Raw genomic sequence first — 14,732 nt, 5'->3', positions numbered from 1 at the left:
CGCATTTATCGTGACTGCTCATGTGGGCCACAGGCGACGCCGGTGAGGAGGAATCGAGACATTCCGGTTACCGGAATAGTTCGGATGCGTGACCGGAGCGCCGTTAGGTTCTTCTCGGCGGTGCGGCCCCGCCCCCCAGGGCGCCGAATCCCGAGAACCGCACCCGGCCGGGCTTCCAGGACCCCACGTCCGTCATGGAAGCCATGACGGCCGCGGATTTCCCCCGCGGCCGGCCCCAGGGGCTGTCCCCCGCCCCTGGGCCCGGCACCCTCCCCCGGCGCCTGTGGCCCTCCCGTCACCCACCACCCTCAACGGCGCAGATCACCCGCCCGGGTACCCGCCCCCGCCGTACGCGGCGTCCAGCTTCGCGTAGTCGGGCAGATGGCCGTCCTTGGGCAGGGCGTCGGTGAACACCACCCGGCTCGGCTTCTTGTACGAGGCCAGTAGGCCGCGCACGTGCTCCACGACCTCCTCCTCGGTCGGCCGTGCCCCCGGTTCGCACTGCACCACGGCCGCCACGCGCTGCCCCCACGTGTCGTCCGGGACGCCGATCACCGCCGCGTCCGCGATCCCCGGGTGCGCCTTGAGCGCGCGCTCGACCTCGGCGGGGTAGACGTTCTCGTTGCCCGTCTTGATCATGCGCAGCCGCGGGCCGATGAAGGTGATCGTGCCGTCGGCCTCCCGGCGCCCCAGGTCGCCGGTGCGGTGCCAGCCCCCGGACAGCGTGCGCGCGGTCAGCTCGGGGCGGGCGTGGTACCCGCTGAACAGGCTCGGCCCGCGCGCTGTGATCTCCCCGGTCTCCCCGGCGGGCAGCTCCTCGCCGCCGGACCCGGTGATACGCACCTGCACCATGGGGGAGGGGCGCCCGGCCGCCCCCTCGCCGCCCGGCCCCAGCGCCAGGTAGGTGAGCATGCCGCACGCCTGCGTCTGCCCGTAGCCGCCCATGCCCGAGGCGCTCCACGGGTCGGTGCCGACGGTGACTTGGGCGTCCCATTCGGGGGAGTGCGACGCGAAGTGCAGGCTCGACAGGTCGTGCCTGAGGGCGCCGTCCCCGTCCCGGTTGGCCTCGGCGACGGCGTCGAGCATGGGGCCGAAGCCGAACATGTGGTCCACCCGCTCGGCTTCGATGAGCCGGGCGGCCTCGGCGGCGTCGAAGGCGGGCATGTACACGTTGGTGCCCCCGGCGTGGAACGTCGCCAGGTTGAACATCATGGTGCCGACGTGGAAGAGCGGCCCGCTGTTCAGGAAGGTGAAACCGGGGCCGATCCTGCGCACCTGGAAGAGGGCGGCGTCGTGCGCGATGAGGGCGGCGTGGCTGAGCAGCGCGCACACCGGCCGCCCGTCGAACGCGGCGGTGTACAGGCCCAGGACGGGGAGGGAGGCGTCGGTGTCGCCCCCGGGGTCGTCTTCGGGCGCTGAGGCGATCAGTTCCTCGTAGGGGTCCGCTGCCGCGGTGTCCCCGTCGGCGGGGCCGTCGCACCGGATCCACAGGCACTCGCGCCGCCCGGGGTCACCGGCCACGGCTTCACGGGCGGCGCGCACCGCAGGCTCCAGGTCGCCGCCCTGCCAGAGGACCGCCGAGGGGGCGAGGTCGCGCAGGACGAACGCCAGCTCCTCGGCGCTCTGGCGCCAGTTGGCGGGCACGAACACCGCCCCGAGCCGCGCCGCCGCCAGCAGGCCCTCCTGGAGCCGGACGGAGTTCCGGCCGATGTACAGGAGACGGTCTCCGGGCCCGGTCCCCGCGTCGGCCAGCGCGCGGGCCAGGCGGCAGGTGCGGGCGTCGAGGCCGGGGTAGGTGAGGCGGACCGGCCCGTCGACGGCGGCGGTGGTCGCGGGCCGCGAGCGGCGGTGCTCGCGCAGGACGTCGGCGAGGGTGAGGGTGTGGACGGCGGACATCGGGCCTCCGTGGGGGCGCGGCGCGGTTCGGGTGTCAGGCGAAGGCGGGCATGACCTCGGCCGCGAAGAACTTCAGCACCTTCTTCATCTCCTCCAGCGGCATCCGCCGGGTGCTGCCGAAGTCGCACAGCAGGTGGCCGAAGCCCATCTCCTGGAGCATCCGCACCTGACCGACCACCCGATCGGGGTCGCCGACCACCTCCAGGCGCTCCCAACGGTCGTCGGTGCCGACCTCGGCGCCCTTCATGTACCGGTTCTGCCAGTACTCGAAGCCCTGGGCGACCTCGCCGGTGCGCCGGTCGAGCGGGGCGCTGCGCTCGTTGAAGATGCGGGTGCGGTCGAAGGACGCCTCGAACCGCTCCAGGTCCTCACGGGCCTGCCCGGCCGAGGGGGCCACGTAGACGGAGCGCCCGACCACCAGCTCGGCGGTGTCGGGGTCGTGCCCGTGGGCGGCGGCGGTCGAGCGCCACGCCTCGGCGGCGCGGGCCACACGGGAGAAGGGGGCGGCCGGGTCGGCCAGGATGGGCAGGCCGCGCGCCGCATACCGTTCGACGGTCTCCGGGCTGACGGCGGCCACGTGAACCGGGGGGTGCGGGGACTGCAGGGGGAGCGGCACCAGGGCGACGCCCTCGTCCAGGGCCGGGGCGACCGAGGAGAACGCGCCCTCACGGCGCACGGGCTCTCCGCCCCACAGGGCCAGCACCGTCTCCAGGGCCTCGTCGAAGCGCGCGCGGGCCTGGGACAGGTCGACGCCGAACCCGTCGAACTCGTAGCTCTGGTAGCCGCGCCCGACGCCGAGGTCGAGCCGTCCGCCGGAGAGCACGTCGACCATGGCGGCCTGCTCGGCCACGTGCACGGGGTCGTACAGGGGCAGCACGACGATGCCGGTGCCCAGGCGCAGGCGCTCGGTCCGCCCGGCCATGTGGGCGAGGAACGCCAGGCCGGAGGGGACCGTGCCGTAGTCGCGGAAGTGGTGCTCGGCGACGCGTGCGCCGTGGAAGCCGAGCTCCTCGGCGAGCTCGATGAGCTCGGCGTGGTGGTCGTACACCTCTTGGACGGACTGGCCGGGGAAGCGGTGGAAGAGGTGGAAGGTGGAGAACTTCAAGGCCGCATCCTTCCTCGCGGACGGACCGCGGACCGGATATCTACCAAGCGTTCGCTTGGTAGCCTAGCAGGGCGGCCGGGGCGCGGCCAGACGCCGTCCCGGCGGCTCGGGCGGCGTCCGGGCGGGGCGGAGCGAGGCCTCCCGTGCCCCGGACGGTAGGTTCGGCACCATGGCGATCAGGCACATCGCGCTGTTCCGCTGGAACGGCGAGGCGACCCCCGAGAAGGTGGACCGGATCCGCGACGCGCTCGCCCGGCTCCCCGGGCGCATCCCGGAGCTGCGGGCCTACACCTTCGGCCCCGACCTCGGCATCTCCGAGGGCACCTACGACTTCGGCGTGGCCGCCGACGTCGACGACGAGGCCGGGCTGGAGGCCTACCGCGACCATCCCGACCACCAGGCGGCGCTCGCGCTGATCCGCCCCCTGCTGGCCGACCGCGCCTCCGTGCAGATCGCCGTGCCCGACCGCGGGTAGAGCGCGCACCGGGCCGTGTGGCGCGCGTCATATCGAATCGATTGCGGCCCTTGCGTTAGAACGTGTTTCAAAGCTAGCTTCGGTTGCGAGCCGAGCCCGGTGAGGGCGCCCGGTGGGCCCACCCCGCCAGGCGTGCCGGACGGCAGGCATGAGAACGCGTCGCCTGTCGGGGATGGATCGCGCCCCGTCCCCGGCGGGCGGCGTCCGGCCCCTCCCCGGCCCCCGGGAGGCCGCATGGGCGCATCCGGAATCGCCGAGCGCGCCGCGGTCGTCGGCGTCGGGGCGACCCCCCTCACCCGGTCCTCCGGCCGCACCCCGCTCGCCCTCGCCGCCGAAGCCGCCCGGACCGCCCTCGACGACGCCGGTACGGCCCCCGACGAGGTCGACGCGATCCTCTCCTACCACCTCGGCGACTCCGCGCCCGCCACCGACCTGGCCCGCGAACTGGGCCTGGCCCGCCTGGGCTGGCACAACGACATGCACGGCGGCGGCACCCAGTGCGCCTCCGTCCTCGGGGACGCCGCGATGCTCGTGGCCACCGGGCAGGCCTCCACCGTGCTGGTGCACCGCTCCCTCAACGGCCGCTCCGGCCGCCGCATGACCGGGCTCGGCCTGCGCCAGGGCGAAGGCGTCGAGGAACAGTTCACCCTGCCCTACGGGCTCGCCGGGCCGGTCGCCCACTTCGCCCTCGTCGCCCGCCGCTACCTGTACGACGCCGGGCTCGGCGAGCGCGACCTGGCCGCCGTGGTCGCCTCGTCCCGCGCCCAGGCCGCCGACAACCCGCGCGCGATGCGCCGGGAGCCGCTGCCGTGGGAGGACTACCTCCGCGAGCCGGTCATCGCCGCGCCGCTGCGCCGCGCCGACTGCTGCCAGGAGGCCGACGGGGCGTGCGCCCTGGTGGTCACCGGCGCGCGGCGGCCGGCCGCGGAGGGGGCGCCGCGCATCCGGGCCGTGGTGCGCGGAGGACGCCCCGACCTGTCCCGGCTGGACCGGTCACCGGACCCGGGCGCCGTCTTCTCGGAGGAGGTCGCCCCGCGCCTGTACGCCGCGGCGGGCATGCGCCCCGGGGACGTGGACGCGGCGTTCCTCTACGACGCCTACTCCTTCCTGGTGCCGCGCCAGCTCGCCGACTTCGGCCTCGTGGAGCCGGGGGAGATGGCACGGGTCCTGCGGTCCGGCGGCATCACCGCGCAGGGCGCGTCCGCCGCCGGGGGAGTGCCCGTCAACCCGCACGGCGGGCTGCTGTCGGAGGGGTACGTGCACGGCCTGAACAACGTCGCCGAGGCGGTGCGGGAACTGCGCGGCGACGGCGTCGGCCGCCTGGCCGGGGCTTCCGCGGCCCTGTGCACCGGCTTCGGCGGCGCCTACGGCAGCGCCGCGCTGCTGGTCAGGTAGGCCCCGCGACCGGTACGCCGAGTGCTCTGAGCTCCGCCGCCGTCCGGGGGGTGAACAGCCAGTCGCGGAACCGCGGGTCGGGCACCAGCTCCCCGGCGGGGGCCAGGGCGCGCGTGCCCACCAGGTGGAACCGGTACCCGAGCGGTTCGAGCAGGGACGACAGGCGCTCGGCGTCGGCGTCCGGCAGGACCTCGCACAGCACGTCGGGCCGGTGCCCGGCCATGAACGCCCGCCCGTGCGCGAACACCTCGGCCTCGGTCCCCTCCACGTCGACCTTGAGCAGGACCCGCCCGTCGCCGGGCAGCCCGGCGAAGGAGTCCAGGGCGACGGTGCGCACCGGGACGCCGTCGGCGAACTCCATGCCGCTGGAGTAGTAGCAGGGCAGGGCGGCGTCGCCGGAGCGGGCGGGCATGGCCACGGTCGTGTCCGGCGGCCCCACCCCCACGTGGTGCAGGGTCGTGCGGTGCAGCACCCGGTTGCGCACGCAGTTGTCGAACAGGGCGCGGTAGACCTCCGGCACCATCTCGAAGGCGTGCGCCTCCAGGTCCTCGTTGGCGGCGGTGCCGACCAGGGTGAACAGGCCGGTGTAGGCGCCGATGTCGAGCAGGTGCGAGGCGTCCCGGGCCAGCGCCGCGAACATCCGCACCGCCAGGTCGTCGGCGGGCCGCGGGCGGCGTCCGCCGCCCCAGTACAGCTCCTTGGCGATGACGCAGTCGGCCGGGCGCAGCATCACGAAGCGCGCGCCGTCGGCGTGTCCGACGACCTCGGGCAGCCGTGCGGGGGCGGGCAGGCGGCCCGACGCGCGGAGCCCGGGTGCGGCGACCCGGACCGCGCCGCGCATCGCCAGGTGGGGCAGGCGCGTTCCGAGGACGCGCTTGACGTGCCTCTTGGTGCCGTACCAGCTGTGCCGCCGCCCCTCCGGGGTGGAGCGGTAGTCGTGCTCCCGGCGGGGCGCGGCGGAGCGGAAGTACAGGGCCATGTCGCTCTCCGGGATGTGGGGCGGCCGTCGGCGGCCGACCCGCGTGGGCGCGGCCCGCCTCGCCCGTCAGGCTAACCCGGGGTCCGCGCGGGAAGCAGGGCCCGTGCCCGGCGTGTGGCGGATGGGCCGGACGGACCCGGTCGGAAGCGGGCGAAGGGCGGCGACACGGGCGGTCCGGCGGGTTCCGGACCGTCCCCCAGCCGTGATCCGGTCACCGTTATCAAGGCTGCGGTACCCCCCGAGCACATACCCCTGAACCACGTGAGGAGAAGCCGATGACGGAGAGGACCGCACGAGGCGTCCTGGTGCTGGTGGCCGGTGCGCTGCTGGTCGGAGGGCTGGTCATGGCCGGGGTCCTGCCCGTGCCGGATGGGCCCGGTGCGCAGGGCGGCCTGCCGCTGGCCGCCATCGACGTCGGGCTGAGCCCCGCGCTCGTCGGCGGGCCGTGACCCCGCCCGCCGCCCGGGGGCGCCGAGCGGGCGCCCCCGGGCCCTGGGCTCAGCCCCCGGCCGGTGCGGGCTGGGAGTCGCGGCGGCCGACGCTGATCCCGTCGAACAGCACCGTCATGAAGTGCTCCGCCAGCTCGGCGGTGCCCAGGGTCCCCTCCGGGCGGTACCAGCGCACCGCGACCCAGATGGTGTCGCGGATCATCCGGTAGGTCAGCTTCGGGTCGATGTCGTGGCGGAACACCCCTTCGCGCTGGCCGTCGCCGATCACGCCGACCCAGATGTCCTGGATCTCGCCCTCGGCCTCGGCCAGGTAGCCGAACCGCGGGAACTGCTGCAGGTAGTTCCAGTCGTTCTGGACCACCGTGATCGCCGCCCGGTGCGGCTCCAGCGACCGGTAGGCCTCCTGGATCAGGCGGGAGAGCACCTCCCGCGGCCCGCCGTCCGCCTCCACGGCCGCGCGGTAGCGGCCGAGCAGGTCCTCGAGGTAGGAGGAGAGCACCTCGTCCACGATCGACTCCTTGGAGTCGAAGTGGTGGTAGAGGCTGCCGGAGAGGATGCCCGCCTCGTCGGCGATCTCCCGCACGGTGGTGGCCTGGAAGCCCTTGCGGGCGAACAGGTCGGCGGCCAGCCGCACCAGGTTCCCGCGCCGCTCCGAGGCGGCGGCGGAGGAGGAGCGCCGGCCGCGCCCGCGCCCGCGGGGCGCGCCGCCGGTCACCGGGGAGGTGGCGTCGTCAGTGGCGTCGTCGGTGGTGGAGGCGCCCGAGGCGTCTCGGCTGCGGGTGTTCACGCCCCCATTATGCTTCCGCTGTCCAATCGCTTGCTCGATAACGCCGGGCCGCGCGTCCTCGCGCACGGGCGTCCCGGCGCGGTGCCCCGGTCAGCCGAGCAGTTCGGCCATCTCCCGGATGGTCGGGCAGGGCCAGCGGAGCATGCAGCAGCGGCACCGCTGCACCGCCGGGGCCTGGGCGCTGCTGATGCCGCCGCCGTCGCGCGGGCGGTGCAGGGACAGCAGGTTCAGGCACAGCCCGGCGAAGGTGGAGATCTCGTGCCGGGCGTTGGCGTAGAACGCCACGTCGTTGATGCGCAGCAGCCCGCTGTCACAGCTCTGGCGGGGGACGCCGACGGTGTCGGGCCCCCAGGGCACCGCCCGGTCGGCGCGCTCGCGCACCCCTTCGATATAGAGCCGGAGCCGCTCGTGCAGGTCGAGCTGGTCCTCCGCGGAAGCGAACAGATCGGAGATCGACATCGGACCCTTCCCCCCGGTCCCGCCTTGCGACCAAGCGTATTGGCAATGTCACAGAGTGTGGCAACAAAGAGAGGGGAAAACATCCTGCCGCGCCGGTCCACCGCACGGGCCGCCCCGGGGGCGTGGGGTGACCCGTGCTCCGTGGTGGCCGGAGACGCGGCGCCGCCCGGTCATCCTCCGGAGGATTCCCGAACCCGGGGGCCGCCAACCGCCGTCGGCCGCAACCGGCCCGTCGGCGACCCGAGCGCCGCCTGGGCGAAGAAGCCGGTCGCCGACGCGGGACGGCGCAGCATCCGGTACAGCGCCACCTGGCCCAGCACCATGAGCGGCACCACCGGGGCCAGCGCCACCGCCACCAGAGTCAGCACCGCTCCGGGCACCGGCTCCACCGGCAGCGCCGCACCCACCGCCACCGCCGGGGCCAGTACCCCCATCGCCACGGCCGAGGCGTGCCGGGAGCGCCCGGGGCCCTCCGTCCCGGCGGTGGCCGCCAGGGCCACCGCGACCAGCGCGGCCCCGGCGCCCGCCGCGAGCGGCCGACCGCCGTCCAGGGCGCCGGGGAGGGCGCCCAGCACCGCCGCGACCGCCAGCACCGCGAGCCCGACCCGCGCCAGCACCCGGGTCAGCCGCGCCGCCGCGTCCGCCGCGTCCGCGGCCTCCGAACCGTCGGCCTCGCGGCCCGGCGGCACCAGGCGCTCGGCGCCGAAGGCCGCCCCGCGCAGCAGGAAGAGCACCACCACGAGAGCGGCGACGGCCAGCGCGAACGGGGAGGCGGGCGACCCGCCCGCCAGAAGCGCTCCGCCGACCAGGCCCCAGCACACCGCCACCGTCCAGCTTCCGCCGACGATCGCCGCGTCCCACAGCCCGTGCCAGGCCGGCGCCTCGGCCCGGGCCCGGAACCACAGCCCGGCGTCGCGCAGCAGCCACCCGGCCAGCAGGGCCGAGAACACCGGCCACAGCCCGGTGACCACGGTGGTCTTCAGCTCCGGGAACAGGCCCGCGACGACGCCGATCGCGCCGACCAGCCACACCTCGGTGCCCAGGAAGTAGGGGGCGGCCGCGGAGACGGCGCGCCGCCGCTCACCGCGGGTGCGGGCCAGGTAGGGCACCAGCATGCCCAGCCCGACGTCGCAGCCCGCGAGGACGAAGTAGCCCACCAGCAGTGCGGTGAGGAACAGGACGGGTACGAGCTCCATCGGGGTCTCCAGCGTCGTCGTGGGGGGTCACGGGGTCTCCGGGGTCACAGGGTCCGGGCGGGCACCGGCTCCCCGCCCTCCCGGTCCGGTCCGGCGGGCGCCGGGGCGAGCGGCCCGCCCTCGGGGCCGCGCCGGGCGAAGCGGACCAGCAGCCAGAAGGTGACCGCGGCCAGCGCGGTGAAGGCGGCGGTGAAGAAGGCGAAGGAGGCCACCGCCATCGCGGGCGACAGGTCGGTCATGGCGTCGGCGGTGGTCAGGTGGTGGCGGACGACCCACGGCTGGCGCATGGTCTCGCGGAACGTCCACCCGCCGATGCTGGCGAGGTAGGGCAGGGCGGGCAGGGCGATCAGCACCCAGTGGAACCAGCGCCACCGGTCCAGCCGCCGCACCAGCCACACCAGCGCCCCGGTCCCGGCCACCAGGGTGATCAGCAGCCAGGACGTCATCATGACCACGTCGCCGCCGATCCTGCCGACGGCCTCCACCGCCGGGGACGCGGCCGCCTCGATCGCGGCGATCTCCTCGGCGGTGTAGGTGGCGCCGCTGGTGGGCGGGTCCTGCCCGATCATGGCGAACTGGGTGCCCCCGAACGCGACCACCGGGAAGACCGCCACCAGCATGATCGCGACCGCGTGCCGCACCCCGCGGTGGAACATCCGGTCCGGGTCGTGGCCCCGCCGCAGGTGGGAGGCGCTGACCGCGCCGATCACCGCGGCGCCGACGAGCAGGGCGGAGGTGGCCACGTGGGCGAAGGCCAGCAGCGCCGACGGGTTGCCCATCAGTGCCCAGGGGCTGTCCAGCACCGCCGTCCCGTCCTCGATGCGGAACCCGGCCGGCCACTTGAGGAACCCGTTGGCCACCAGCACCCAGTAGGCCGAGGCGTAGGCGGTCGCGGTCACCACCAGGAAGCACGCCCAGTGCGCCCACCGGCCCATCCGGTCCCAGCCGAAGATCCACAGGCCGAGGAAGGTGGACTCGACGAAGAACGCGCCCATCGTCTCCACCGCGAGCGGGGCGCCGAAGGCGTAGCCGAACATGCCGCTCAGCCCGCTCCAGTTCAACGCCAGCTGCAGCTCCATCACCAGGCCGGAGAGCACGCCCATCGCGTAGTTGACGACATAGAGGCCGCCCCAGAACCGGACGGCGCGCATCCGCGCCTCGTCGCGCTTGCGCACGGCCGCGAGCTGGTTGAACAGGATGTAGGGGGCGAGGCCGAGGGTGAGCGCGACGAACATGTAGTGCGTCGCCGCCGTGAACGCGAACTGGAGCCGCGCCAGAGCCAGGGGGTCGTCGAGCATGCCGTGCGCCTTAACCGTCGGGGCCGAATCAGTGACGGCGACGATGGTGGGCCCACGGTCGGCCGCGGGGCATCGACCGGGGGAAGGCAATCCCCCTACGGCGCTGGGCGTGGGGGAGGCGGGCCGGGTACTCCCCCGGGTGTAAGGGGGAACCCGCGGTGCCCTTAGGGGGGATGCGGGGGCCCAGACGCGCCGCGGACGGCGGATCGGCGGGCGGGGCGCGTCGTGCGGGTCAGGCCAGAGGCGGCCGGACCCGTCTCGGTGGTGCGGGTACCCCCATGGCCCGCTAGTGCGCGCCCGTCCGCTGCGCGGCGTACGGCTCGGCGCGGGCGGGAGCGCCGGGTGTCAGTCCAGCCAGCCCGGCGTCACGAGGGACGTCTCGTAGGCGATCACGACCAGTTGCGCCCGGTCGCGCACCCGGAGCTTCACCATCGCCCGGCTGACGTGCGTCTTCGCCGTCGCCGGGCTCAGTACCAGCCGCTCGGCGATCTCATCGTTCGACAGCCCCGCACCGACCAGGGCCAGCACCTCGCGCTCCCGGTCGGTCAGCTCGGCCAGCCGCTCCGTCGGGGCCGCGCGGCGGGACGGCCGGGCGGCGTAGTCGGCGACCAGGCGCCGGGTCACCGTCGGCGACAGCAGCGCGTCCCCGCGCGCCACCACCCGCACCCCCTGCAGCAGCTCCTCCGGCTCGGTGTCCTTGACCAGGAAGCCGCTGGCGCCCGCCCGCAGCGCCTCGAAGATGTACTCGTCCAGGTCGAAGGTGGTCAGGATGATCACCTTGGTGGCGGACAGCGCCGGGTCGGCCAGGATGCGCCCGGTGGCGGCCAGGCCGTCGGTGCCCGGCATGCGGATGTCCATCAGCACCACGTTCGGCCGCTCGGCGGCGGCCAGCCGCACGGCCTCCTCGCCGTCCGCGGCCTCCGCGGCCACCTCGATGTCGGGCGCGCTGTTCAGCAGCGCCGCGAAACCCGCCCGCACCAGGGACTGGTCGTCGGCCAGCAGCACCCGGATCACCCGTGCTCCCCTCGAACGCCCGCACCGTCCGGGCCAGTATCCCGTGCCGCCGAGGGTTCTCCCGAGGAGGCCGGGAGGTGGGCCCACACCTCGAACCCCCCGTCCCCGCCCGGTCCCGCGCCGAACGCGCCGCCGAGCGCCTCGGCGCGCTCGCGCATCCCGGTCAGGCCGTTGCCGGCCCGGTGCGCGGGCGCCGGGCCGCGGCCGTCGTCGCGCACCCGCAGCTCCACCCCCTCGGGGCGGTAGCCGACCTCCACCGCCGCGTGCCCGGCGCCGCTGTGCCGGACGACGTTGGTCAGCGCCTCCTGGACGATCCGGAAGGCGGCGGCCTCGGTGCCCGGCGGGAGGCGCCGGCGCTCGCCGCGGACCTCCAGAGCGACGCCGATCCCGGCGCCCCGGGTGTCCTCGACCAGGCGTTCCAGCCGGTCCAGGCCCGGTGTGGGGGCGCGTGGCGCCTCCTCGTCCACGGCCCGCAGCACGTCGAGGGTGGCGCGCAGGTCGCGCAGGGTCTCCTTGCTGGTCCGCTTGATGGTGGCCAGCGCCTGCGCGGCGCGCTCGGGCTCGGCCTCGATGAGGTAGAGCGCCGTCCCGGCCTGGACGTTGATCAGGGAGATGCTGTGCGCGACGGTGTCGTGCACCTCCCGGGCCAGGCGCAGCCGCTCGTCGGCGGTGCGGCGCAGGATCTCCTCCTCGCGGGTGCGAGCGGCGTCGGCGCGGCGCTGTTCCAGCACCGCCTGGTACTCGCGGCGCCACCGCGTCACTTCGGCGGTGCACATGACCACCAGGGTCCACGCGAGGACGCCGAGGGCGGGGCCCAGAATGAGCGGCGTCCCGAAGGCGTAGGCCTCCCAGCCGTGGACGACGAGCCACTGCGCCAGACCCAGGGACCACCCCTGCCAGCGGTACCCCTGGGCGACGACGGTGAACAGCGCGACCGCGCCGCACAGGAGCACCGGGCCGTCGGGGAAGCCCAGCGGGTAGTACAGCGTGGTGGCGGGGACGGTCGTGAGCGCGACGGGCAGGGGGGCCCGCCTGCGCCAGAACAGGGGGAACACCGCCAGGCCCAGCAGCGTGTAGCCGAGCGGGTCCAGGCCGCGCTCGAAGGGCGGAGCGTGGTAGAGGTCGAGCCCGATGGAGACGACGAACACGACGGCCGCGAGCGCGGCGGCGAGCACCGTGTCGCCCGTCGTGGGGCGCCAGCGGGAGACGGTCATGGCACCCAACGGTACGCAGCGCCCCAGGGGGCGGCGCGTCCTCCCGGAGGGGAGGATCCGGCCGGGGCGTGTACTCCCCGGGGAGTACACGCCCCGGGCGTCCGGGGGCCGGATCAGCGCCGTAGGCGCCGCCGCACGGCGTCCGCGACCGGTTCGGCCGACATGGACACCGCCAGCAGCGCCGTACCGACCAGTCCCGGCACCGTCATCCGCTCACCGAGGAACAGGGCCGACAGAACGGCGGCGGTCATCGGCTCGGCGAGCGTGCCGACGGCGGCCCCCGCGTCCGAGGCCGACTGCAGGCCCCGGAAGTAGGCCAGGTAGGCGAGGACCGTGGGGACCAGGCCCAGGAAGGCCAGCAGGGCGAGCGTGTCCGGCCGGGCGGGGACGGCCATCCCGGCGGCCAGGCCCGCGGGCAGCAGGAGCACGGCCCCCGCGAGCATGCCCAGGCCGACGTTGACCAGCGGCGGCAGCCCTTCCACGGGTCGCCGGTTGACCAGCGTCATCGCCGAGAACGCCAGCCCCGCCCCCAGGGCGCAGGCCAGCCCGGCCGCCAGGTGGGCCGGGGAGGCGCCGACCGAGGGGAACCCGGCCAGCAGCGCCAGCCCGGCGAGGGCGGGCACCACGGACACCGCGAGCCGCGCGCCGGGGCGGCGCCGGGCGAGCAGGCAGACCCCGGCGGCCACGAACACCGGAACGCTGCCGATCTTCACCAGCGTCGCCAGGCCCACCGGGATGAGGGCGAGCGAGGCGAAGTACAGGAGCTGGAAGACGGCGTGCAGGACGGCGTTGGCGGCCAGGCGCACCGCGAACGCCCGGGAGCGGGGCAGGCGCCGCAGGGCTCCGGTGGCGGCGAGGAACGCGGTGATCAGCAGCCCGGCGATGAGCAGGCGGTAGGTGGCCACGGCCAAGGGGGCGACCCCGGCGGACTGCAGCAGGTGGCCGGCGGGGCCGCCCATGCCCCAGAGCACACCGGCGGTGGCGAGCAGGGCGAGGCCGCGCCGCGCGGGCGCGGCGGACGACGCGGCGTGCGCGGACGCGTCGGGAGAGGTGGAAGGCACGACGAGGACTCCTCCGTCGATGGGGATTCGGCCGCATCACGGAGCGCCGGCGGTGTCCGTACCGCGGAGCCGCGGACGCTCCTGTCAGGCGTCCGGGGGAGGAGTGACGAAGAGAGTGGTCGGGTCGCCCATCGGTGTCCTCGCGTGGGTGGTGGTCCGGGGCCGACACTAGCGCACCTGGGGTGACCCGATGAATGGCGGCCCCCTTGCCCGGTCGCGCCGGTCAGCGCACGAAGGTGCCGCTCGGCGGGGCGGGGGAGTCCTCGGCGTCGGCGTCGCGGACGGGACGGGCACCGGAGATGAAGCGCTCCAGGTCGTCTCCGTGCACGAGGCGGGCCATGTCCGGGTCGCGGTGGGCCCGGTGGGCCAGCTCGTCGGCGGGCAGCGGCCGGTCCGAGGCGACCAGCACGAGGTTGCCGAACCGGCGCCCGCGCAGCACACCGGGTTCGGCCACCACACCGGCGTGGGCGAACACCTCGGCGGCGGTGGCGAGCTGGCGGCGGGCGTGCAGCAGGCGGCCGCCGTCGGCGACGTTCACCGCGAGGACGCCGCCGGGGCGCAGCACCCGGGCGGCGTCGGTGAAGAACTCGGTGCTGGTCAGGGCGGCGGGGGTGCGGGCCCCGGCGAAGACGTCGGACACGATCAGGTCGGCCCGGGCGTCGTGCCGCTCGGCGAGCCAGGAGCGGGCGTCGCCGATGCCGACCCGGATCCCGGACCGGCGGTCCAGGGGGAGCGTGGAGCGGACGGCGGCGACCAGGTCGGCGTCGATGTCGACGGCCCGCTGCCGCGATCCGGGGCGGGTGGCGGCGATGTAGCGGGCGAGGGTGAGCGCCCCGGCGCCGAGGTGGAAGACGTCGATCGGCTGCCCGGCGGGCGCGAGGAGGTCGGCGACGTGCCCGAGGCGGCGGACGTACTCGAAGTCCAGGTGGGTGGGGTCGGAGAGGTCGACGTGCGACTGCGGCGTGCCGTCGACGACGAGCAGCCAGGAGTCCGGGCGGTCGGCGTCCCGGACGAGTTCGGTGTGCGTGCGGAATCCGCCGTCGGCGCCGGTCGACATGGTCCCCCGTGTTTCGTGTCCGTCCCCGCCGCATGCCGTGCGGCGGTTTCACGGTGAAGATTACGCAATCCCCGTTCGGAGGACCCACCGAGCATGTGGTGAGGGGATGTCGGGTGGTCGCGGGGTCCGCCCCGGCAGGCCGATAGGCGCGGGGGAGTGGGGCCAGGGGGCGGGGTCCGTTCTTCTCGGCGGTAGTGCCGGGCGCCGGGTTCCTCTCGGTCCATGTGGGCAGGCGGCTCGGCAGGTACCCCAGCTCATGGACTCCGGCCGGGCGGCGGGCCGCCGGGGTGTCAGGTGGAGGGCGGCGACGAGGGAGGGCGGCGGCCCTCCCTGGTGCGTTGTCGGCC

14 protein-coding genes are annotated in these 14,732 nt (G+C 75.3%); 3 read left to right on the top strand and 11 right to left on the bottom strand.

What is annotated here, in order from left to right; all coding sequences use genetic code 11:
• Positions 1–321: 321 nt before the first annotated feature.
• Both O4U47_RS17555 and O4U47_RS17550 read right to left on the bottom strand, forming a co-directional pair.
• Positions 322–1,896 (bottom strand): AMP-binding protein, encoded by a 1,575-nt coding sequence (locus O4U47_RS17555; protein ID WP_270678966.1) that lies wholly within the window; start codon positions 1,894–1,896, stop codon positions 322–324.
• A gap of 34 nt (positions 1,897–1,930) precedes the next feature.
• Positions 1,931–3,001 (bottom strand): LLM class flavin-dependent oxidoreductase, encoded by a 1,071-nt coding sequence (locus O4U47_RS17550; RefSeq protein WP_270678965.1) that lies wholly within the window; start codon positions 2,999–3,001, stop codon positions 1,931–1,933.
• Between the two features lie 169 nt (positions 3,002–3,170).
• Here O4U47_RS17550 and O4U47_RS17545 point away from each other — a divergent pair, with 169 nt between their 5' ends.
• Together O4U47_RS17545 and O4U47_RS17540 are read left to right on the top strand one after the other, a co-directional pair.
• Positions 3,171–3,476, top strand: a complete 306-nt coding sequence (locus tag O4U47_RS17545) for a Dabb family protein (protein ID WP_270678964.1) — start codon at positions 3,171–3,173, stop codon at positions 3,474–3,476.
• A gap of 234 nt (positions 3,477–3,710) precedes the next feature.
• On the top strand, positions 3,711–4,871 hold the full coding sequence (locus O4U47_RS17540; RefSeq protein WP_270678963.1) for a thiolase C-terminal domain-containing protein: 1,161 nt from the start codon (positions 3,711–3,713) through the stop codon (positions 4,869–4,871).
• Here O4U47_RS17540 and O4U47_RS17535 read toward each other — a convergent pair.
• On the bottom strand, positions 4,864–5,850 hold the full coding sequence (locus tag O4U47_RS17535; RefSeq protein WP_270678962.1) for an FkbM family methyltransferase: 987 nt from the start codon (positions 5,848–5,850) through the stop codon (positions 4,864–4,866). The genes O4U47_RS17540 and O4U47_RS17535 overlap by 8 nt on opposite strands.
• 275 nt (positions 5,851–6,125) lie before the next feature.
• Here O4U47_RS17535 and O4U47_RS17530 point away from each other — a divergent pair, with 275 nt between their 5' ends.
• The gene (locus tag O4U47_RS17530; RefSeq protein WP_270678961.1) at positions 6,126–6,299 is read left to right on the top strand and encodes a hypothetical protein; all 174 of its coding nucleotides are present in this window, start codon (positions 6,126–6,128) and stop codon (positions 6,297–6,299) included.
• Between the two features lie 49 nt (positions 6,300–6,348).
• Here the strand turns inward: O4U47_RS17530 and O4U47_RS17525 are convergent, their stop codons facing one another.
• The 8 genes from O4U47_RS17525 to O4U47_RS17490 form a co-directional block, all read right to left on the bottom strand.
• On the bottom strand, positions 6,349–7,086 hold the full coding sequence (locus tag O4U47_RS17525) for a TetR/AcrR family transcriptional regulator (RefSeq protein ID WP_270678960.1): 738 nt from the start codon (positions 7,084–7,086) through the stop codon (positions 6,349–6,351).
• Positions 7,087–7,176: 90 nt separating this feature from the next.
• On the bottom strand, positions 7,177–7,545 hold the full coding sequence (locus O4U47_RS17520; RefSeq protein ID WP_270678959.1) for a hypothetical protein: 369 nt from the start codon (positions 7,543–7,545) through the stop codon (positions 7,177–7,179).
• Between the two features lie 170 nt (positions 7,546–7,715).
• Positions 7,716–8,741 carry a cytochrome d ubiquinol oxidase subunit II gene (locus O4U47_RS17515; protein ID WP_270678958.1) on the bottom strand — a complete coding sequence of 342 codons (1,026 nt, stop codon included), beginning with the start codon at positions 8,739–8,741 and terminating at the stop codon, positions 7,716–7,718.
• Positions 8,742–8,785: 44 nt separating this feature from the next.
• Entirely contained in the window at positions 8,786–10,039 is a 1,254-nt protein-coding gene (locus tag O4U47_RS17510; protein ID WP_270678957.1) for a cytochrome ubiquinol oxidase subunit I, read from the bottom strand.
• Between the two features lie 345 nt (positions 10,040–10,384).
• The gene (locus O4U47_RS17505; protein WP_270678956.1) at positions 10,385–11,053 is read right to left on the bottom strand and encodes a response regulator; all 669 of its coding nucleotides are present in this window, start codon (positions 11,051–11,053) and stop codon (positions 10,385–10,387) included.
• Entirely contained in the window at positions 11,050–12,267 is a 1,218-nt protein-coding gene (locus O4U47_RS17500; protein ID WP_270678955.1) for a sensor histidine kinase, read from the bottom strand. Before O4U47_RS17500 ends, O4U47_RS17505 begins: the two co-directional genes overlap by 4 nt.
• 113 nt (positions 12,268–12,380) lie before the next feature.
• Positions 12,381–13,328 (bottom strand): DMT family transporter, encoded by a 948-nt coding sequence (locus O4U47_RS17495; protein ID WP_270678954.1) that lies wholly within the window; start codon positions 13,326–13,328, stop codon positions 12,381–12,383.
• Between the two features lie 223 nt (positions 13,329–13,551).
• Positions 13,552–14,385, bottom strand: coding sequence for a spermidine synthase (locus O4U47_RS17490; protein ID WP_270678953.1), 834 nt, complete (start codon positions 14,383–14,385; stop codon positions 13,552–13,554).
• Positions 14,386–14,732 lie beyond the last annotated feature (347 nt).

The sequence above is a fragment of the Nocardiopsis suaedae genome, assembly GCF_027706745.1.
GTDB classification, from domain to species: domain Bacteria; phylum Actinomycetota; class Actinomycetes; order Streptosporangiales; family Streptosporangiaceae; genus Nocardiopsis_A; species Nocardiopsis_A suaedae.
This window is presented reverse-complemented; position numbering and strand designations above follow the sequence as displayed.